The 20448-nt window shown below is 35.0% G+C and carries 18 protein-coding genes, 2 tRNA genes and 1 pseudogene; 12 read left to right on the forward strand and 9 right to left on the reverse strand.

Annotated elements, in window-relative coordinates:
* The first annotated feature begins 45 nt into the window (after positions 1-45).
* From mnmE to N3Z16_RS00785, 7 genes and pseudogenes are all read left to right on the forward strand, one after another.
* Positions 46-1404 (forward strand): tRNA uridine-5-carboxymethylaminomethyl(34) synthesis GTPase MnmE, encoded by a 1359-nt coding sequence (mnmE, locus tag N3Z16_RS00755; protein WP_282486363.1) that lies wholly within the window; start codon positions 46-48, stop codon positions 1402-1404.
* Positions 1405-1603: 199 nt separating this feature from the next.
* A pseudogene (locus N3Z16_RS00760) lies at positions 1604-3149 on the forward strand (YifB family Mg chelatase-like AAA ATPase).
* A 10-nt stretch (positions 3150-3159) separates the two neighbouring features.
* Positions 3160-3855: a class II aldolase/adducin family protein gene (locus tag N3Z16_RS00765; protein ID WP_282486365.1), complete on the forward strand. Its 696-nt coding sequence runs from the start codon at positions 3160-3162 to the stop codon at positions 3853-3855.
* A gap of 102 nt (positions 3856-3957) precedes the next feature.
* Complete coding sequence (gene mutL / locus N3Z16_RS00770; RefSeq protein ID WP_282486367.1) at positions 3958-5856, forward strand: DNA mismatch repair endonuclease MutL; 1899 nt, start codon at positions 3958-3960, stop codon at positions 5854-5856.
* 3 nt (positions 5857-5859) lie between these two features.
* On the forward strand, positions 5860-6486 hold the full coding sequence (gene lipB / locus N3Z16_RS00775) for a lipoyl(octanoyl) transferase LipB (RefSeq protein ID WP_282486368.1): 627 nt from the start codon (positions 5860-5862) through the stop codon (positions 6484-6486).
* Positions 6486-7046, forward strand: a complete 561-nt coding sequence (locus N3Z16_RS00780) for a YdcF family protein (RefSeq protein WP_282486369.1) — start codon at positions 6486-6488, stop codon at positions 7044-7046. The genes lipB and N3Z16_RS00780 overlap by 1 nt, the downstream gene beginning before the upstream one ends.
* Positions 7021-7845 (forward strand): DUF2748 family protein, encoded by an 825-nt coding sequence (locus N3Z16_RS00785; RefSeq protein ID WP_282486370.1) that lies wholly within the window; start codon positions 7021-7023, stop codon positions 7843-7845. Before N3Z16_RS00780 ends, N3Z16_RS00785 begins: the two co-directional genes overlap by 26 nt.
* A 3-nt stretch (positions 7846-7848) precedes the next feature.
* Here N3Z16_RS00785 and tnpA read toward each other — a convergent pair whose 3' ends face one another.
* Entirely contained in the window at positions 7849-8286 is a 438-nt protein-coding gene (tnpA, locus tag N3Z16_RS00790; protein ID WP_282485546.1) for an IS200/IS605 family transposase, read from the reverse strand.
* Positions 8287-8419: 133 nt separating this feature from the next.
* Here tnpA and N3Z16_RS00795 point away from each other — a divergent pair, with 133 nt between their 5' ends.
* Positions 8420-8956: a DUF2748 family protein gene (locus N3Z16_RS00795; protein WP_282486372.1), complete on the forward strand. Its 537-nt coding sequence runs from the start codon at positions 8420-8422 to the stop codon at positions 8954-8956.
* A 70-nt stretch (positions 8957-9026) separates the two neighbouring features.
* Positions 9027-9103, forward strand: a tRNA-His gene (locus N3Z16_RS00800).
* Positions 9104-9157: 54 nt separating this feature from the next.
* On the opposite strand, the gene N3Z16_RS00805 is transcribed toward N3Z16_RS00800, so the two are convergent.
* A complete protein-coding gene (locus N3Z16_RS00805; protein ID WP_282486374.1) occupies positions 9158-9961 on the reverse strand; it encodes an SPOR domain-containing protein in 804 nt (267 codons plus the stop codon).
* 260 nt (positions 9962-10221) lie between these two features.
* Here N3Z16_RS00805 and N3Z16_RS00810 point away from each other — a divergent pair, with 260 nt between their 5' ends.
* Complete coding sequence (locus N3Z16_RS00810; protein ID WP_282486375.1) at positions 10222-11526, forward strand: GumC domain-containing protein; 1305 nt, start codon at positions 10222-10224, stop codon at positions 11524-11526.
* 501 nt (positions 11527-12027) lie between these two features.
* Here the strand turns inward: N3Z16_RS00810 and N3Z16_RS00815 are convergent.
* The 7 genes from N3Z16_RS00815 to N3Z16_RS00845 form a co-directional block, all read right to left on the reverse strand.
* A tRNA-Ala gene (locus tag N3Z16_RS00815) sits at positions 12028-12103 on the reverse strand.
* Positions 12104-12235: 132 nt separating this feature from the next.
* Positions 12236-13792 (reverse strand): HlyD family type I secretion periplasmic adaptor subunit, encoded by a 1557-nt coding sequence (locus N3Z16_RS00820; RefSeq protein WP_282486376.1) that lies wholly within the window; start codon positions 13790-13792, stop codon positions 12236-12238.
* Between the two features lie 17 nt (positions 13793-13809).
* Positions 13810-15564: a type I secretion system permease/ATPase gene (locus N3Z16_RS00825; protein WP_223938894.1), complete on the reverse strand. Its 1755-nt coding sequence runs from the start codon at positions 15562-15564 to the stop codon at positions 13810-13812.
* A gap of 51 nt (positions 15565-15615) precedes the next feature.
* Entirely contained in the window at positions 15616-16563 is a 948-nt protein-coding gene (locus N3Z16_RS00830; RefSeq protein WP_282486378.1) for a hypothetical protein, read from the reverse strand.
* A 42-nt stretch (positions 16564-16605) separates the two neighbouring features.
* Positions 16606-17607, reverse strand: a complete 1002-nt coding sequence (asd, locus tag N3Z16_RS00835; RefSeq protein ID WP_282486379.1) for an aspartate-semialdehyde dehydrogenase — start codon at positions 17605-17607, stop codon at positions 16606-16608.
* 17 nt (positions 17608-17624) lie between these two features.
* Positions 17625-17969, reverse strand: coding sequence for an HIT domain-containing protein (locus N3Z16_RS00840; RefSeq protein WP_282486380.1), 345 nt, complete (start codon positions 17967-17969; stop codon positions 17625-17627).
* Between the two features lie 28 nt (positions 17970-17997).
* Positions 17998-18360, reverse strand: coding sequence for a DUF2628 domain-containing protein (locus N3Z16_RS00845; protein ID WP_282486381.1), 363 nt, complete (start codon positions 18358-18360; stop codon positions 17998-18000).
* Between the two features lie 80 nt (positions 18361-18440).
* Here N3Z16_RS00845 and hslV point away from each other — a divergent pair, with 80 nt between their 5' ends.
* Together hslV and hslU are read left to right on the forward strand one after the other, a co-directional pair.
* Positions 18441-19001 carry an ATP-dependent protease subunit HslV gene (gene hslV / locus N3Z16_RS00850; protein WP_282486382.1) on the forward strand — a complete coding sequence of 187 codons (561 nt, stop codon included), beginning with the start codon at positions 18441-18443 and terminating at the stop codon, positions 18999-19001.
* On the forward strand, positions 18998-20329 hold the full coding sequence (hslU, locus tag N3Z16_RS00855) for an ATP-dependent protease ATPase subunit HslU (protein WP_282486383.1): 1332 nt from the start codon (positions 18998-19000) through the stop codon (positions 20327-20329). Before hslV ends, hslU begins: the two co-directional genes overlap by 4 nt.
* The last annotated feature ends 119 nt before the right edge of the window (positions 20330-20448 follow it).

Below are 20448 nucleotides of genomic sequence, written 5' to 3' on the forward strand. Positions count from 1 at the left end.
ATAATATAAGAAATGTAAATCTCTATCAACAATTAAGGACGGTTAATGAATACAATTTTTGCTCAATGTTCAGGAATGGGAAAAGCTGGGGTAACCGTTTATAGGATATCGGGTTCAAGTAGTGTAGCAGCACTGGAACGGCTAATTGGTGGTCAAATAACCGCATTACAGCCACGAAAAATGTATTTACGCAAAATTTTTCATCCACAAACTGGAATCCAGATAGATAAAGCCATGGTCGTTTATTTTAATGCAAATTCCAGTTTTACAGGGGAGGAATCAGCTGAAATACACGTCCACGGCAGTATAGCAGTAATAAAATTACTTAATCAGGCATTAGGTGTGATAGAGGATTTAAGGCTTGCAGAAGCCGGAGAATTTGCCAAAAGAGCTTTTTTAAACGGTAAATTTGATTTAACGGCTGCGGAAGGTCTTGCAGATCTTATCGATGCAGAAACAGAATTACAGCATAAACAGGCCATAAGACAACTCGGCGGAGGATTAGAAGCAATATACACGAATTGGCGCAAGCAACTCCTTAAAATCATGTCTTTAATTGAAGCTTATATTGATTTTCCTGATGAAGAGATTCCTGCTCAAGTGCTGGCCAGTACCAAAGATAATATTAGTAATTTATGCCGTGAAATATCTAATCATTTAAAGGATAATAACAGAGGGGAACGCCTTCGGAACGGTTTAAAACTTACGATAGTAGGAAAACCTAATGTCGGTAAGTCAAGTTTGATGAATTTGCTGCTTAAAAGAGAAATAGCTATTGTTTCAAATATTGCCGGTACTACGAGGGACGTTATTGAAGGTCATCTTGATATAGGAGGATACCCGGTTATCCTTCAAGATACGGCTGGAATTAGAGATAACAGCGTAGATGAAATCGAACAAATCGGCATAAAAAAATCTAGGGAAACCCTCAAGCATTCTGACATCAAAATTATCATGTATGATGTACAAGAATTCAATGAAAAAGACATAACACCTTTTGTAGATTTCATCGATGATAATACGATAGTTGTTTTCAATAAAATAGATGAGGTATCAGCCCACGATTATAATCATTTGAGCATGTTTACGCCACACATACCTAAGCATATACTCTACATCTCAGCCAAAACTGGAAAAAATATAGACAAATTAATGGATCATATCTGCCAGATTGCGGAACAAATAGCTAGCCCCTCAGAAAATCCCCAAATTACTAGAGAACGCCACAGAACTCAGCTCTCTTATGCTTTAGAAGCTTTAAGCAATTTAAATCTTGAAAGTGACTTGGTTTTAGCAGCAGAAGATATTAGAATGACTATAAGATACCTTAGTAATATCACGGGCGTTATAACAGTGGATGAGATCTTAGGCGAAATCTTTAGCAATTTTTGCATTGGCAAATAAAAGTAAGGTACTTTTTAGGTAGTGTCTGATTCCATTATTTGGTTGAATAGCTTATTATAACGTCTATCTGAAGTTGTCCTTGACTTTTCCCTATAGTTTCCATAAGTTACCTACAAAAATTCCTACTAGGCAGCAGATGAACTTTTAAAATACAATTAAAATACACAAAAAAATAATAACCTTAAATTTAATCCTATTTATGATTACCAAAATTTGCAGCCTAACCTTTAGCGGCGTAGATATAACAGATGTAGATGTCCAGGTGCAGATATCGTCGGGAGTACCAAATTTTGTCATCGTTGGCTTAGCCGATAAAACTATTGCTGAATCAAAAGAAAGAGTAAGAGCTGCTCTATCATCTATTGGACTTGCCCTTCCAGCAAAAAGAATAGTAGTTAATTTGGCCCCAGCAGATCTTGTTAAAGAAGGAAGCCATTTTGATTTAGCAATTGCTGCAGCAATATTATCAGCAATGAAAGTACTACCTAGTGAGGAAATGATAGATTATCTAGTTTTTGGTGAATTATCTTTAGACGGCTCAATTCTACCTGTAAACGGAGCCCTGCCTGCTGCTATCGGAGCAAGTAGCAAAAATAAAGGCATCATCTGTTCAAAATATAATGGATCTGAAGTTGCTTGGTCAGGTAATGAGAGAATAATAGCTGCCGATAACTTGCTTAGCTTAATTAATCATTTTAGCGGGATACAAGTCTTAGCAAGGCCGGAAGCAGCCGTTAGTAACAAATCAGCTACTTATCCGGATTTAAAAGATATAAAAGGCCAAAAAATAGCTAAAAGAGCACTCGAAATAGCAGCCGCAGGCGGTCATAATATGTTAATGTACGGACCCACCAGGGACTGGTAAATCCATGCTTGCATCCCGATTACCTGGTATTTTGCCAAAACTCGCTCCTCAGGAAATTTTAGAAGTCAGTATGATCGCAAGCATTGCCGGTAACCTTAAAGAGGGATGCTTAACTAACGAAAGACCATTTAGAGCGCCCCATCATAATTGTTCTATACCAGCAATGGTAGGCGGTGGAATGGGCAGAAAGGTAAAACCCGGGGAGATATCTTTAGCTCACAACGGAGTGCTGTTTTTAGACGAATTACCGGAATTTCCAGCAGGAGTAATAGAATCATTAAGGCAACCTATTGAAACAGGAGAGGTTTTAATTTCTCGATCAGGAACACAAGTAAAATATCCAGCTAGGTTTCAGTTAATTGCCGCCATGAACCCTTGCAAGTGTGGTTATTTAGGGAATCCAAGCAAGGAGTGTAATAAAGCCCCCTTGTGCGGAAGCAATTATCAAAGTAAAATTTCAGGACCTATTCTGGACCGATTTGATTTACATATTGAAGTAGGTAGTGACGAGTTTTACGATTTTGATTATACTATAAAAGCTAATTCAGAAAGTTCTGAAACTGTAGCAGCGAGAATATTTGCCGCAAGAGAATTCCAGGCAAAACGCTACGAAGGTTATGGTATTGCGCTTAATAATAATCTAGACGGCCAGTTACTTACGGATTATGCTATGCCTGTCGATGAAGGACGGAATTTGTTAAATGAGGCAGCCCAAAAACTCAAACTTTCGATGCGGGGATATAACAGGGTTTTAAGAGTGGCTCGGACAATTGCCGATTTAGACGGTTCGGATTACGTAAAAAAAATTCACGTGGCTGAAAGCATTAGTTACCGGAAACTGAATTTTACCAGCCCAGAGACAACTTCATTAGATAGATAATTTTAGCATTATGTCAATTAAAAAGAACTTAGCTTACGCTTACCAGATTTTAGCAAAATTGGGTATGGATGATCATACCTATACTCATCTCTCAGCAAGACCTCACGGTGCAAATTATTATTATATCAATCCTTTTGGTTTAAGGTTCGAAGAGGTTACAGAAAATAACCTTTTAAAGGTGAGTTTTGATGGTGAAATTATCGAGGGAGAAGAATTTCAATACAATAAAACCGGTTATGTTATTCACGGAAATATTTACAAAGAAAGAGCTGATCTTGAAGCCATATTTCATTTACATACAGTGGCCTCTGTTGCGGTATCTTGCATGAAAAACGGTTTAATGCCACTTAGTCAATGGGCGTTGCACTTTTACGATCAGATTAATTATCATGAGTACAATTCTCTTGCCTTAGATAACAACTCTCATGGGGTTAATCTAGTTGATGATTTAGCAGATAAAAAAATCATGCTCCTTAGAAATCACGGAATGATCACTTGCGGCACTACTATTCATGAGGCAATGTTTTATTGTTATCATCTGGAACTTGCCTGCAAAACCCAAATAGCTGCTCTATCATCTGGTGTAGAATTAATAATTCCGGATAAAAAAATTTGCCAGCAAGCTAATTATGATCTGCTGAATTTCGAAAAGGATTTAGGCTTCAGAGACTGGCAAGCATGGATAAGATGGATCAGAAAGGGCTAATTCATCGCAACAATAGCATTCTTCACTTTTTTATTATTTTATTCCTATCGTTTTAATGGTATCATTTGCATTTGTATAAATTTAAGCTTCTATCCCACCCAAATGAGTATTAAAATCCTCTCTCCGAGTACTATTAACAAAATTTCTGCCGGTGAAGTTATAGAAAGACCAGCTTCGGTAGTAAAGGAACTAGTAGAGAATGCAATAGATGCAGGAGCTACAAAAATTGACATTATTTTAGAGGAAGCTGGGAAAAACCTAATCATTGTAAAAGATAATGGTTTTGGTATGTCGCAGGAAGATCTGGAACTTGCTATTCAAAGGCATGCCACATCAAAATTAGATGAAGAAGATTTGCTAAACATTAATAGTTTTGGTTTTAGAGGAGAAGCATTACCATCAATTGGTGCAATCAGCAAATTTAAAATTACTTCCAAAAAAAAATATACAGATACTGCCTATAGCTTAAGCATAAATGGCGGCATCCAAGAAAAAACCGAGCAGGCTGCTCTTGACGAAGGAACAGTTATTGAAGTTAGAGATTTATTTTTTGCGACTCCAGCCAGACTGAAATTTTTAAGAACAGATAAAACAGAATTGATGGCTACCATAGCATTGGTTAAAAAAATTGCCCTTAGCCATCCTCATATTGGCTTTACTCTTACTCACGAAGGAAAAGATTTGGTTAAAGTACGCAAAAAAGAAGGGAATTTCGAAGAGATATTAAATTCACGAATTGCGGAAATAATGGGCATGGAATTCTTAACAAATTCTGCTTTGGTAGATTTTAAGCGCAATGATATATCACTTTACGGTTATACAAGTATCCCGACCTATAATAAAGCGGCTGCTGAAGAACAATTCTTATTCATTAATAACAGGCCGGTAAAGGATAAGATATTAAATGTGGCTTTAAAAGTCGCTTATCAGGATTTTTTAGCAAGAGACCGCCATGCAGTTTCTACTTTATTTTTAAAATTAGACCCTCATTTAGTTGACGTTAACGTCCATCCTGCTAAAACTGAGGTACGTTTTCACGATCCAAATTTTATTAGGTCAATCGTTATCAGTGCCATTAAAGAAGCCTTAAACTCTGAAGGTCAGAGAGTTTCTAGTACTTTGTCCGAATCAGCGATAAATTACATGAAGCTTCCAAATAATTCACCCTATTTGGCAGAAAACAATCATCCTAATAATAATTTTCAAATACCAACCCAAAAAACTTTCTCCAGAAATAATAGTTGGTTACCACAAAACAAAAACGTAAAAACTAATTTCCGTATTGATTATGCACTAAGCAAACAACAAAACTCTGATTATAGTTTTCAAACAACCTTAGATTCTATACAATTGCCGACTGCTAAAACTGAAGATCAAACCGATCAGGAATTAGCAAATACTTTTATTAGTGACACACAATACTATCTAGGTGCTGCCAAGGCCCAACTTCATAACACTTATATAATTTCTCAAACTGAAGATAGTATAATTATTACTGATCAACACGCCGCCCATGAGCGTCTTGGTTATGAAAAAATCAAAGAGCAAATAAAGCAAAAAGGCATAATTAAACAAAGACTGCTAATACCCGAAATAATTGAATTATCATCAAGAGAAAAAGCTGAAATCATAGATGATAATAAAGCTTCTTTATCCGATCTTGGTTTATCAGTAGAAAAATTTGGAGAAAAATCAATAATTGTCTCTGAAATGCCGAGCATTCTTGGTGATATTAATATTGTTAAGCTAATCAACGATCTAGCTGACCATTTGCTTGCACTCGGTGAAAATATTGCACTCACTGAGTTAATAGAACATGTTACAGAAACTTATGCCTGTCATTATTCCATTCGGGCTGGTAGAGTTCTTTCTACCCTAGAAATGAATGAATTATTAAGACAAATGGAATCTACACCTTTTTCCGCTCAATGTAACCACGGCAGACCAACATATGTTGAGCTGAAACTTAAAGATATAGAAAAATTATTCGGCAGGAAATAAACATTGGTAGAATGGATCACCCTACCCGGTCTTGTTGATTATCAAGAGGGGATAAAAATAATGGAAGATCAACTAGATAGAGTTATAAACTCTATGCAGCCCGATACTATCTTTTTGCTAGAGCATAAGGAAGTATACACTGCCGGAACAAGTCATAATGTAGAGGAATTGCTAAAACCTGATTTATTTCCAGTTATTTATACCGGCCGAGGAGGAAAATTTACTTATCATGGCCCGGGGCAAAGAATCATTTATCCTATAATAAATTTGAATAATACAGATAAGGTTAAAGATTTAAAACTATATATTACACAACTCGAAAAATGGATAATATTAACTCTTGCAGAACTTGCCGTCCATGCTTTTACAATTCAAGGTAAAGTAGGCATCTGGGTTAAAAACAGCAAAAATATAGAATCTAAAATCGGTGCTATAGGAATCAGAGTAAGGAAATGGGTTACTTATCATGGTATAGCAGTCAACATCAGCCCAAATCTTGATAATTATTCTGGGATAATCCCTTGTGGGATAAATGATTTTCCTATAACCTCACTAGAAGATATGGGTATCAACATTTCCATGACAGAATTTGATATAATATTAAAGAAGAAATTTATAGAAATATTTTAATGAGATCAGCAGCTATAACTTTTAGCGTAATATTACTATCTTGGATATTAGGATTTTTTAGTTTTATCTACGTGATAGGAAATTATGAATTGGATACCAGTACACGGGCGGAAGCAATTGTAATTTTTGGCGATAATAAACAGAAACTTTATACGGCTGCGGCACTGTTAAAGCTTGGTTACGCACCACTTATTTTACTTACAAATGATGAAAATCCTACCTCCTATAAAAATTATTTGAAGGAACAAGGAGTACCAGAATATCAGGTGATTTTAGATCCCGAAATTCTGCGCGGTAATAAGCATTATCCCACCAATACCTACTTACTGCTTAAAAAGTACGGAATTCCTTCAATTAGATTAGTTACCTTAGCCGAAGAAATGCCGCGTGCAATATATGAGACTACTCGATACTTACCTCGAGGAGCAATAGTACCACATATCGTACTCGTAAAAAACAAAAGTTACCGATCTATATTTGTAGAATACAATAAATATTTACTGACAATATTACTCTCAATTTTTGGGTTACAGGATGAGTTTAGTATATCATATTCTTGACAAAATTCCTGGAATTTACCAAGAGGAGATGCAAATTGAATATGAACATTTAGCAAAAGATTTACTTTCTTCCGGTAGAATGCGGATTGATACGGATTATTACTGTAATTTTTCAAGATTCTCGGATCCTACTTCCGGCATAACTTTGATGATGACCAAAGAAGAATTAACTGACCCTAAATTAATTGAATTAACCAGAAAGACTATTAAGAATTTATATTTACAAAAAAACAAAAACCTGACAAACGACCAAATTACGAAAATAATAACGGAACTGCTTAATCAGACAAAAAAATTACTACCAGTAGATTTTAACATCCAAATGCAACTTGCTAGGATTCTTGTGCAATCTGCTCATCCAATAGTAATTAAATGGCTACTACTTGATCGCACTCAAATATTTATAACCTACTCCCACAATATTGGTGACGTTATGGATATTTCAAGCTGGAAAACGTCGGGAACAAATAGCGGCATGCAAAGTACTGACGGCAGTAATGTATGTATTTATGTTTCTTGCGGAGGAGACCCTTTTGCACCTAACAATACTTCTAATCCATTTTATGGCGACGGCTGGGCTGCAGCTGCAAGAATGCAAATTATTGCAGGTCAGGAACTGGGCCATTATGCTGACATAATTCGCAATACTCAGGGGCAACAAATAGGTAGACACTCTGCTAACTTTTCTTGTACCAGGGCTAAGCCGCATGTCAAGGAAGGTAGAAGGAACGATATCAACCACTTTCATCTGAGAGATGAAAGTTTGATCTTTGCGACTAGAAGTCGCTTATCAAGCTAAAGCTCATTCTAGCCTAATATTTGAAGTAAAGTCGGTCTCATGAGCGTCAGTGTGTTTGTTGATATATTCGTTAATCATATCATCTGTAACATTACCGCTAGTTGAACTGAAGTATCCTCTGCCCCATAAATGTCTACCCCAGTATTTCTTTTTTAGTATCGGAAATTCTTCCTGTATTCTTTTAGATGATCTTCCCTTAGCTTTCTGAACAAATTCACTAATTTTAATATGCGGAGGAATATTTGCAAATATATGGACATGGTCGCTTGATACAACGCCATTTTCTATCTTTATACTCATTTCCTCAGCTACCTGTAACACTAGTTCCCGAACACGTTTTTTTATGTCGTAAGTAAGTACCTTATAGCGATATTTCGTTATCCATACTATATGATAACGATGATAAAAAACTGAATGTGATCTTTTGTTATAGTAAGTCATAGACTTATGATGCTACCGCATCATGGCGCATTAGACAAGCTAAAGCTTTTCCATCTGGAAGATGGAGGTTTTCACCACCAAAGGGACTATAAAAAGATGTCACAATTTATATAAGAATCTCCTATCATGGGGAATGGATAAAATGTTATCTTTAGAAGAAAAGCTAAAATTTTACAACAAACAAAAAATTTCTGGCTTCAAGGTACTGTGGATTCGGCTATTAATTCAATACCATAAGTATAGATTTGTAAAACTTGCTATCAATAATAATTGTATATTTGTCAAAAAATTTTCAAATGAAAAATATATGGCAATAATGATAAAGACCATGATTCTCGATATGCAGTCAAACCTTTCACCGGCAGCTGATGTGTATAAACGGGCTGACTCAGAAGCAGAAGAAGCAATAGCGTGCGTGGAAGCACTAGCAAGAATCCCTCAACAAGTTATGAAGTGGGGATACTTAACTACAAGATCTACCATGCATGATTTATACAAAGTCTATTATAGTGAGGTTATACCGTCGTTAATTAAAAATTATGAGTTATATACTAATACCAAATATAAAAGAAACTATAATTTTTATAAACCAACAATTCTCCAATCCATTCTTGCAAAATTCAGCTCTAAAAAAGATCGCTTCAAATTTATACCTATAAGAGATGTTTAACATAAAAAATATGATTGACTCGCACAACAAATTAAATTAGTTTGTCAGAGTATTTATAGCAATTATTACGGCGGGTGTAGCTCAGCTGGTTAGAGCATCAGATTGTGGATCTGAGGGTCGCGGGTTCGAGCCCCGTCATTCGCCCCATTAAAGATTGCCAAAAGCCCTTTCAGCTTTTCCTCTATTTTACTTTTAAGACTATTATTTTGTCACTATACAGTTCTGTTTACTTGAAACAAGTTTTTTACAAACCAATTTTGCCTGGTTTAGAGAAGGATAATTACCTGCCATAACTAAATAAATTATTCTATTATTATTAGTTTTTACTTTTTTTATAACCAATTGGGCATTTTTTAAATATTTAATGTGCCGCATTTGTATTCTTTCCCACTCATTGTTTGCTTCTTTTTCTGACCAGGCTGAAGATAGTTGAATTTTATATCCGGAATCTGCAGAATTTTTATTAAGTTTATATAATTTATTATTCTCTCCTGAGAGCCTTGTAATTTTTAATTGAGGTATATTGGATTCAGCTTGCCCCATATTCTCCTCTGTACTGTTATCAACATTCCCACCATCCTCTATAATGCTAGTTGGCACACCATTAAGGACATTATCAACTTCCACAGAAGAAACATTTGCAGCGGATTTATCCTCTCCATCTAAGTCAATTTTAGCTAAAATATCGTCTATTGAATCATATTCCGCAACATCATTTGCACGTGATCGGAAACCAAGCTCTAGCGGTTCTTCCGGGTCAGAAGATAAATTAATCTCCGCTTCAGGAACATTAGCAGGTTTTAATTTCTCATAAATTAGGCTATTTGAATGTGGGATAATAATTCCTCCCGGGTCAATAGGCCTCCTTTTGAACTCTTCCTGTTCTTCACCAATTATTATATCCTTGCCATTAGTATATAAAATATGCCTGGTATATAAATAATATGATAGTAATAAGGCACCTATAATAACTAAGGCAATAACTATGGATCTGGAATATCTCATAACCTATTATGTTAAATACCAACTACTAATTTTATACATACTATAACCAAAATCAGAATTTAGGCAACAAAGCTCTTGATAATCTAATCCCTACTTCAGTTAGACTGAAAACAACCTCCCTTTTTCAGATAAACCTATAGTTATTGACTAATAAAATTTTTAATTTATAGTGCAGTCAGGTTATGGCAATAAACACCTTTGATGCGTGGCTTACCGCTATAGCAGATAAGTTATAAAAATTTAAAATACGGAGGCAAAAAATGGCAAAAGAGAAAATAGAAATACTAAAAAAAGAATTAGAGGAGCTAAGCCAACAACGCAACAAAGTTGAAGCAGAAGACAGAGAGCGCGAAGAACAAGAACAGCCTATGCAGGAAAAGTGGATGCAGGAAAAGCTTAGCTTGGAAAAACAGCAACAAGAAAAGCTGGAAGCGAGTAGAAAATTAAATACAGAGCTAGAAGAGCTTAGAAAAGCATACTTTAAAGAACAAGGAGAAAACCTTAAAAAAGCCCAGGAACACGTGGAAAAATTATCAGATAATCTCAAGCTCTATGAAAACTTATATAAAGAATCACAGGAAAGGTTATCAGCAATTAAAAGAGACTTAAGCGATCCTATGGAAAGCTTCCTTCAAAAGCCAGAGATGGAATTTGATCCTAATAATCCTTTGAATCCGATGACTCCCTCACAAGTTGCTACTAGGACATTATTAGAGTTAGCATCTTTTCATGAATACAAGGAAAATCTAAAAAAACGTGCCGAAGAAACCTCAAAAAATGTTGAGTGGTATAAAGAGAAGCTTGATACTAGTAAGGCAGAATTGGAAAGCGCAGAAAAGGAATTATTAAAAATAGAATCAGAATTAATATCAAGATTAGAATCAGCAAAAACTGCTTTCTCTAAAGGTCCTGAATACTTGAAACTAGAAGATCAACTTAAGAAACTTGATACACAAAAAGGAGAACTCGAGACACGAAAACAAGAACCCGAGACACAAAAACAAGAACTGGATATACAACAACGAGAACTTTATAGTAAAATGTATGAAAGAGTTCTTACTACCAGAGAAAAACTCAACGAACTGGAAAGAAAGCGTGTCGAGAAAGAGTACAAGCTAGAGATTGAGAATTTTAAGCTGGAATTAGGAAAAAAATTAAAATCCCAAAAAATTTTATCGGGAGAACTTAGCTTAGCGACAACCGAAGAAGAAAGAGAAGCAGTAGAAAAAGTACAAAAAAATATTGAGAAAAGAATAGAATATCTTCAGGGGCAAATAAATCACTGTGAGAAAATGATAAAATTCAATTCCGGCTTCTCCCAAGAGCCGTCTAGCAACTCATCTTCTTCATCAGATTCCTCTAGTAGCCTATCTTTGTCTTATTCATCCAGCAGCTCTAGTTCTTCTGACAGTACTACTTCAGAAACAAGTCCATCTTCTTCATCTGCATCTCCTATGGACCTAATTTCATTGGCATCACCTGTCAGCTCCAGTTATACCGGTAGTAATCTTTCAGAAGAAGTTCCTACCGCAGGGGACTCAGCTCAAGAAGGAAGTGATTCATAGATTCTACACGAAAAAAACTATAGAAGTATTGGTTAAAAATAAAATCATATATTTTTAGCCTCTATCATCATCAATCCAGGAATTCAGTTAAAATTTGTTTTCCTGGATTTTTTTATTCTGCATTTGCTGCTTAATTCAAAAACTATCATTTATCTCTGCTGAATTTGTGCTGCTAAATTACATACTCTACACACCTGTAATATGCCTTTAGCATAATAATAAGTTCATACCAGAGATAAATTAGAAAATGTTAAGCTTTAGTCCGGTATTATCAAAATAAAGTAGAGACTTGGGCATTTGATAGATTCTGTTATACCATGACTTGTTTGTATAGCTTATATTAAGCTGGTCAAAATTTGCTTATAATTTCCTCCAGCAGAAAAAAATGTTTAGATTACAATTAATTGGTACTTAGTAATTTGATTATTAGCCTCTTCCCTCTAGTTAGAGGGTTTATTCCATTATTTCCGGTATCAAGTACTAATTAAAATAGAATATATATGGTGGAGATGAAGGGAATCGAACCCCCGACATTCTGCTTGCAAAGCAGACGCTCTACCAACTGAGCTACATCCCCTAATTTCGGAATTTGATATTGTTGCTTCTTAAATCAGATAACTTATATACTGCCCCTGCCTTATAGTCAATAAATTTTTATATAAGTTAACTTCTTATTTTAATATATTCCAGTAACAATTAAAACCATTACCTATTTTTCTTTAAACCCCTTAAACATCGCATCAATAACAGGATCGAGTAAGTATTTTAATAAAGTTCTAGTACCGGTTACAATTTGCACTTCAGCTTGCATACCAGGATGTAATTCTATCTTCCTCGTACGGGCTACTTCGTTAAATTCATCCATATTTAGCTCAATACGTGCCAAATAATACCCCCCTGCATACCGATTATCCATTTGATGCCTCTGATCAATAACTATATCAGGAGAAAGGGATACAACTGTACCAGTAAATAAAGGCGTAGTTCTGGATTTAAAAGCACTAAAACGTATTTTAGACTTAAGCCCTACCCTAATTGAATCAATATTTTTAGGTTCTATTTTTGCTTCAATAATTAAATGATCGCCACTTGGAGAAATATCCATAATAGTTTGTCCGCCAGGAATCACACTACCAACAGTATGATAATTGATATTATTGACCACACCATCTACTGGGGATTTTAGCACAGCACGTTCTAGCATATCACTAAGAGCATAAAATCTCTCTTTCTTATCTGATACATTAATCTGTACATCCTTTAATTCACTCAAAGTGTGAGCTACAAATTTGCTATCTAAATTAAGGAACTCAATTTCGGTTCTTGTAATTTCTTGTTCTGATCTGGCAATTTCACTATCAGCCATAGCAATTTCACTGAGCGCAGAAGCTTCTTTTGCTTCCAACTCAAGTAAAGCCGCCTTCTGGGCGAAGCCTTTATCACTCAATTTTTTTGTTGCTCCTACCCGGTCTTTTATAAACTCCAGTGTTTTTATCAAGGAAACTTTTTTTGCTTCTAAGCCTTCAATTTGTTTTTGGGATTGTTTAATTTTTTGCTTTAAAGAATCTTGTTCAGCTCTCTTAAGATCTTTCTGAGAATTGAATAAATTATTTTGCGTTTCAATAATTTTTGCTACTTCTGGAATTGCTTTATCTTTGGTTAAAAATTCAGGATATTCTATAATATCTTGGTCATTAATCTCTGCAAGTAATCTAGTTTCAAATCCTAAGAAACTTCGGTATTGATGTAATACAATTTCATATTCAGATTTGATTTTAGTTGAATCAAACTCTAGCAGCGGATCTCCTTCTTTTACATGATCTCCTACCTTCACATAAATAGCTTTTATTATCCCCCCTTCTTGATGATTTAAGCTTTTACGTTGAGTATTACTAATAACTGTTCCAGAAGCAACAGCAGCACTATCAAGAGGAGCGATTGCAGACCATATTAAGCCAAAAACTACAAAAATAATTGTTACGTAAGTTCCAAACATAATAGGTGACTTAGCACTCTCAATCACATCATTTGAATTAGCAGTCTGGCGATTAATAATAAAATTAGTAAATTGATCAATAAACCTTACGCCAGATTGCATAGATTGAAGAATCCCTACAAAAACATTTTTTAGAGATAATTTTCGCTTTTTTTCAGATGGCGCTAATGCTCCTGCTCCCATTGCACCCGGAGGCAACATGCCATTTTTAGCCATTAATTGCTGAAGCTGTTTAAGCTTCTCCGGGTCTATTTTATTATTATCTGACATAACCTAAAATATATTTATTACTGTTCATTAATATGAATCATACCATTTTGAAGCATTTTTATCCGCCCTTGAACTTCTTCTTTTGAGCCAAAACTTGCTACAGCTCCATCTTGTAAAACCATTATCTTATCTACTTCTGACAATACAGACGGCCGGTGTGAAATAACAATGACGCCTATTCCTTTCTTTTTTGCTTCTCTGAGTGCCGTTGAAAGAGCAAGTTCTCCAGCCTCATCCAAATTAGCATTAGGTTCATCGAGGACCACAAGCTTCGGATTACCATAAAAAGCCCTGGCTAACCCTATCCTTTGCCGCTGGCCTCCAGATAGATTTGAACCGGCATTACCTATATCTGTATCATACCCGTCCGGAAAGCGTAGTATTATTTCATGAGCACCACACATTTTTGCCGTCTCAATTACTTTCTCCGGTGATACTTCTTCTGCCATCCTTGCTATATTTTCTTTGATCGTACCGCTAAAAAGCTCAATCCCTTGGGGCAAATAACCGACATGTTCGCCAAAATTTTGCCTATTCCAAGTGTATACATCCCCTCCGTCAAGTCTTACTGAACCCGTAGAAGCTTTCCAAACACCTACAATTATTTTTGCAAGAGTAGACTTGCCGGCAGCACTAGCACCAATAATAGCTAATATCTCACCAGGTTGCAGAGAAAAAGACACTCCTTTTAAAATATACCTTGGTACTAAAGACTGAGGAGTTCCAGGCTTAGTCGGTATAACATAAAAAATATTTTCTACTGTCAAATGACCTTCCACCTGTGGTATCGGCATGGCCTGGTCTCTTTCTTGATAGTTATTAAAAGATTCGTTAATTGTTTTATAAGACTTGATAGCACTACTAATGGTTTTCCACATAACAATAGAGTTATCAAAAGGGGCTAAAGCTTTACCTACTATAATAGAACTGGCAATCATACCACCGGTAGTCATATCTTGACCACCCGTTTTCACCACAACATAAGCACCAGTACCAGTAACAGCCATCGTCATAATATTTCGAATAAATCTAGAAAAATTAGAGATTATACCGTTTCTATAACTAGCTACAGATTGCTTGGCAAGGGATGCTTCATTAAATTTTGCCCAATTCTTGGTAACATTTTTAATCATACCCATTGCCTCTACCGCTTCAGCATTTCTATTTGCAACATCGGCCTGGGTCATACCTTTAATTGAAAATTCAGTAGCTTCGCCAAGGGTTTTATTGGTAGCTACCGCATTAAAAAATGCAAAGGCAACAATAATTACTGCTCCTGCAATTGTAATCCATCCAATATATGGGTGTATTAAGAAAATTATTACAATATATACTATACTCCAAGGGGCATCAAAAACAGTATTAATCCCTGTACTGGTTAGAAAAGTCTTTAATGTCTGAAAGTCCCGGAGCAGTTGGCTGGAAGCCGGATTAACTTTAGTAGCTGATGCAGAAATTGAGTGGCTAAAAATAATTGGAGATAACGTATTATCAAGCCATTCTCCAACTTTTATTAAAGTAAAAGACCGAGCTATCTGTAAGAGGCCATGCACAAAATATATCGATCCAATAATCAAAGAGAGCAATAATAAAGTATCTAAATTACCGCTTCCTATAACTCTGTCTAGTACTTGTAAAGAATATAAAGGAGTCACTAACATTAACAAGTTGATTATAAAAGCAAACACAAACGTAATTTTAAAAGCTGCCTCACATTTATCTAAAGCAATTTTCAGTGGATTATCCTTTTTCTTGGCCTCTTTCTGATTCATAATATTAATGACCATATTTTTAGATGGGTATTATACATAATTTATTAAATATTAGCTAGTTTTTATTAATACTTTTCCCTTATAATACTTAATAAATTTTACAAATTCCTTTTGTTTTAATCTTGTCAAAATTTCTGTATTTTCTGAAAGGCAAAGAACAACAAAGGCAAAATTCATATAAGGAATAAAATTGCTTCCGGTGGAGAATTTCACATGCAATTTACAATCTTCATTAAAAAGTATTCTTTTTGATAAGGATTTAGAGCTTAAATTGCTCATTTGTAATAGGTTGTTATATTCTAATATTAATGGATAATTAGCGAGAAAATTATCCAGAAACATTTGCCCATCGTTATTATTGCATACCAAAATCAACTTAAGGTTTTGTTCTTTGTCTTTATTAAAAAGCACCCTGTAGCCATAGTCCGCGGCTATATTATTTATAACAAATCTTGTAAGGATAAAATTATCAGCCAAATCTATAATATTCTGCCCCTTAAATCCTATTATACATTCACCTTTTTTATTTCCAGGCATATGGATAGTGGTTTTAATATCAATTTTTTCTAGGGTTTCAAGAATATCACTACGTAAGTTGCTATAGCAATCAAATGGATCTACCTTCCACACATCACTTTCTTCTTCCGAAGGTTCTACCCAGAATTTTATTTCAGCTTCAAATGTTGCTACCATATTAGGAAGAAAATCATAGATAAGTTTGCTAGCATGCTTTCTAATATTTAAGCCATCTGCTAGATTAACGCACAAAAAACTGGTAGTAGGCAAAGACCGAAATGGATCACAAAATCCCTTAGAATCAATCGGTAGTAAACATATATTTTTACTTAGGTCAAACCCATGATTATGGGGATCAGTTAAGATATTTTTAGCAGCACTATCAATCTGATTTAAATTACCTTGTGAATCTAGATACTTGAGCGAAACAAATAAAGATTCATTTTTTTTGACAAAAGTTAAATTTTCGTTTGTTAAATACATTTACAATCCCTTGTATTTTAATTTTATTACTTTTACACAACCTTAAATTAATTCTTCAGCTATTTGGACTGCATTTAGCGCAGCACCTTTACGTAAATTATCAGTAGTTATCCACATATTAATAGTGTTGTTGCAAGAATTGTCGTCTCTTATTCTGGAGATATATACTTCATCTTCTTCTACAACGTCAACAGGTGTTGCATATTTTATTTCATTATTACAACTATAAGTGATAATTCCGTCTAACTCCGAAAGAATCTCCTCTGCCTCTTTTGCGTTTATTTTATTTTCAAATTCTACATTAACTGACATGGAATGGGAAACAAAAACAGGAACTCGCACACATGTGACACTGACCTTAATATCCCTGCCGATAATTTTTTTTAGCTCCTGCTCTATTTTATACTCTTCGTCAGTAATTCCATTTTCATGAAAATCGCCGATATGGGGAAATAAATTAAATGCAATTTGTGTCGGAAAGACTTTTGGTGGTATATTCTCAAAAATAAATTTGGCTTTGGTTTGGAGATATAGCTCATCCATAGCTTCTTTCCCAGCTCCAGAAACTGATTGGTAAGTGGAAACTACTACTCGTTTTATTTTTGCCGCATTATCTAGGGGTTTTAAAGCTACTGCAAGAGGTATGGAACAACAATTAGGATTGGCTATAATACCCCCAGCTTTAAAATTTTTTAAGACAGAACTATTTGCCTCAGGTACAACTAGCGGCACATCATCCTCCAGCCTAAAGAGAGAGGATTTGTCAATGACCGTACATCCTTTACTTGCGGCTGTTTTCGCATATTGCTTTGATACTTTTGAACCTGCACAGAAAAAAGCAAAATCAATATCAGAAAAATCAAGATCCGTTATTTGGCATACCTTAATAGTGCTATCACCAAAACTTACCGATTTCCCCACCGAATCGGCAGAAGCTGCTGCAAAAATTTTGTTTACGGGAAAGTTTCTTTGATTAAGCGAATTAAGTAATTCTCGTCCGACATTACCTGTTGCACCTATTACAGCTACATTATATTTTTTCATTTTTTATTATATTTATTTTAAATTAGTTTACTAAAGCTCGCTCCAGCAATGATATGAGTATGGAAATGAAAAATAGTTTGTCCTGAAGATGAGCCATTATTGCTAACAATACGATATTCTTCTGCTCCTTGAGACTTAGCTATATCTGATATTTTTCTGAAATAATGGGTTAATTCTTCTGGCCTAGCTTTTTGACTAAACTCATCAAAATTTCTATATCCACCTTTTGGGATAACTAGGATATGGATAGGAGCAACAGGATTTATATCATTTATAGCGATAATATATCCATCTTCATAAACCTTAGAAGATGGTATTTCACCTCTGATTATTTTAGCAAAAATATTATTCGTATCGTACATATGATATTTATTATATTTTTATTCAAAATTAGATATTAGTTCGTGTCATATACTTTAGCTCAGCTTCTTCTTCAGAATTAGCAAGTATTATATCATCTAGCTGCATGCCACGTTTCCTTGCATAAAATTCTCTAATTTCTGTGGCAAAAAACCCAAAGATGAAAAACTGAACAATATATTTTAAATTCCCTATTAGTGAAACAACTTCTGTTTCACTAAAGGAAATTACGATAAAATTAGCTACCATAACTAAAATGATAACTAACCACATTCTATGGTATATTGCCCAAAACAGGTTAAAAACACTAGCAACAGGTGAAAATCCTTGTTTAATTATTACCGGATCGGAATTTTTACCTACGTCGCCAGCATATATGGAATATAAATTCATTCGTTACACTTGCAAAATTCACCCTTGATAATTATCTACTAAATTGATAGTTTGTACAAGGTTTATAAAGAAAAATTTTTATGTCAGATAATTTAAATAATAATACGGGGCTAAGAGGGACTACCATACTTTGCCTAAAAAAAGGTAACGAGATCGTAATAGCTGCTGACGGTCAGGTTTCTCTTGGTAACATGGTGATGAAATCCACCGCCCGAAAACTTCGTACTCTGTGTAATAACAAAATAGTGGCAGGTTTTGCTGGTTCTACCGCTGATGCTTTTACGCTTTTTGAACGTTTAGAAACAAAATTGGAAAAACATTCCAACCAGCTTGTTAGAAGCGCTGTTGAACTTGCTAAAGACTGGCGTACGGACAAATACCTCCGGCGTCTTGAAGCAATGTTAATAGTTGCGGATAAAAATAATATTCTTATAGTTTCAGGTAACGGAGATGTAATAGAACCAGAAAACAATATTGCAGCTATCGGCTCTGGTGGATTCTTTGCTCTATCTGCCGCTAGAGCTTTGATGTCTATAGACACTCCCTTATCTGCCGAAGAAATTGCTTTAAAATCAATGCATATAGCAGCAGATATATGCATAATGTCTAATCATAATATAATCATTGAGAAAGTAATATGAGTTCAAAAAAAAATATGGGCCTGACTCCAGCAGAAATAGTTGCCGAACTAGATAGGTTTATCGTAGGTCAGCACGCTGCTAAAAAAGCTGTAGCTGTTGCACTTAGAAATAGATACAGAAGAATCCATGTAGATGAACCAATGCGAAGCGAAATATCGCCTAAAAATATTCTAATGATCGGCTCTACTGGAGTAGGTAAAACCGAAATAGCCAGAAGGCTTGCACGCTTAGCTGATTCACCTTTTATCAAAGTAGAGGCAACAAAATTTACCGAAGTAGGTTATGTGGGGCGTGATGTTGAATCGATAATTAGGGATTTAGCTGAAATTGCTGTTAGCTCATATAAAGCTAAAGCCAAAGCCGAAGTTGAAAAAAACGCCCAGCTGCAGGCAGTAGAAAGAATTCTTGACGCAGTAGTTGGTAAAACCGCTTCTCCTGAAACTAGAGAGAAATTTCGAGCAAAAATTTTATCGGGAGAACTTAATAACTCTGAAATAGAAATTGGCGTAAACTACACCCCCTCGCCTATGGGGGGAGGAAGTTTTGAAATCCCAGGTATGCCAGGAGCTGCCATGGGGGTTCTAAATATTAGCGATATGATCGGTAAAGCTTTTGGCGGTGAAAAAACTAAATTAAAAAAACTAACCGTTCAAGAAGCCTTACAAGTCATTACTTCTGAAGAATCAGAAAAAATGGTAGATCAGGAAAAAATAGTATCAGCTGCATTAAAAGCAGTTGAAAACGACGGAATAGTTTTCCTTGATGAAATAGATAAAATAACTTCACGATCAGAAGGAAAAGGCGGAGAAGTTAGCAGAGAAGGCGTACAACGAGATTTGCTTCCTCTAATCGAAGGAACAAATGTGGTAACCAAATATGGTACTATTAAAACAGACCATATTCTATTTATAGCCTCAGGAGCTTTTCATTTGTCAAAACCTTCCGACCTTTTACCAGAGTTACAAGGTAGGCTTCCTATTAGAGTAGAAATGACTTCTTTAACTAAAGAAGATTTAATTAAAATATTAGTTGAACCGGAAGCTAGCCTTATAAAGCAATATACAGCTTTAATTGCTACTGAAAAAGTGAATCTTACCTTTTCTAAAGAGGCAATTGAAGAGATAGCACATCATGCTTCGAACTTTAACATTGAAATTGAAGATATAGGTGCTAGAAGACTTCATACTATATTAGAGCATCTACTTGAAGATATTAGTTTTAGAGCAAGTGATATGAAAGAAAAGAAGATTCTAATTGATAGAGAATTTGTTAATAAAGGACTAGAAGGGTTGATTAAAAATAGAGATTTGGCAAAATTTATATTATAGTATTTTATAGTTTACACTCGTTAAACTATATGATTTTTGCATATAAAGTCCACTTTTCCTAAAAGCGTGCTTACTATAAAGCTAAGGCTTGATTCAAATTATTGAAGTGATTTTTATTA

Source organism: Candidatus Megaera polyxenophila (assembly GCF_029982035.1).
Classification (GTDB): Bacteria; Pseudomonadota; Alphaproteobacteria; order Rickettsiales; family Rickettsiaceae; genus Megaera; species Megaera polyxenophila.

Excerpts from the sequence above, each read along its gene's own strand:
- mutL (WP_282486367.1), top strand. The coding sequence starts at position 3,958 with ATGAGTATTAAAATCCTCTCTCCGAGTACTATTAACAAAATTTCTGCC.
- N3Z16_RS00825 (WP_223938894.1), bottom strand. The coding sequence starts at position 15,564 with ATGAATCAGAAAGAGGCCAAGAAAAAGGATAATCCACTGAAAATTGCT.
- N3Z16_RS00785 (WP_282486370.1), top strand. The coding sequence starts at position 7,021 with ATGAGTTTAGTATATCATATTCTTGACAAAATTCCTGGAATTTACCAA.
- asd (WP_282486379.1), bottom strand. The coding sequence starts at position 17,607 with ATGAAAAAATATAATGTAGCTGTAATAGGTGCAACAGGTAATGTCGGA.
- hslU (WP_282486383.1), top strand. The coding sequence starts at position 18,998 with ATGAGTTCAAAAAAAAATATGGGCCTGACTCCAGCAGAAATAGTTGCC.
- mnmE (WP_282486363.1), top strand. The coding sequence starts at position 46 with ATGAATACAATTTTTGCTCAATGTTCAGGAATGGGAAAAGCTGGGGTA.
- N3Z16_RS00845 (WP_282486381.1), bottom strand. The coding sequence starts at position 18,360 with ATGAATTTATATTCCATATATGCTGGCGACGTAGGTAAAAATTCCGAT.
- N3Z16_RS00795 (WP_282486372.1), top strand. The coding sequence starts at position 8,420 with ATGGATAAAATGTTATCTTTAGAAGAAAAGCTAAAATTTTACAACAAA.
- N3Z16_RS00830 (WP_282486378.1), bottom strand. The coding sequence starts at position 16,563 with ATGTATTTAACAAACGAAAATTTAACTTTTGTCAAAAAAAATGAATCT.
- tnpA (WP_282485546.1), bottom strand. The coding sequence starts at position 8,286 with ATGACTTACTATAACAAAAGATCACATTCAGTTTTTTATCATCGTTAT.
- N3Z16_RS00820 (WP_282486376.1), bottom strand. The coding sequence starts at position 13,792 with ATGTCAGATAATAATAAAATAGACCCGGAGAAGCTTAAACAGCTTCAG.
- hslV (WP_282486382.1), top strand. The coding sequence starts at position 18,441 with ATGTCAGATAATTTAAATAATAATACGGGGCTAAGAGGGACTACCATA.
- N3Z16_RS00765 (WP_282486365.1), top strand. The coding sequence starts at position 3,160 with ATGTCAATTAAAAAGAACTTAGCTTACGCTTACCAGATTTTAGCAAAA.
- N3Z16_RS00810 (WP_282486375.1), top strand. The coding sequence starts at position 10,222 with ATGGCAAAAGAGAAAATAGAAATACTAAAAAAAGAATTAGAGGAGCTA.
- N3Z16_RS00780 (WP_282486369.1), top strand. The coding sequence starts at position 6,486 with ATGAGATCAGCAGCTATAACTTTTAGCGTAATATTACTATCTTGGATA.
- N3Z16_RS00805 (WP_282486374.1), bottom strand. The coding sequence starts at position 9,961 with ATGAGATATTCCAGATCCATAGTTATTGCCTTAGTTATTATAGGTGCC.
- N3Z16_RS00840 (WP_282486380.1), bottom strand. The coding sequence starts at position 17,969 with ATGTACGATACGAATAATATTTTTGCTAAAATAATCAGAGGTGAAATA.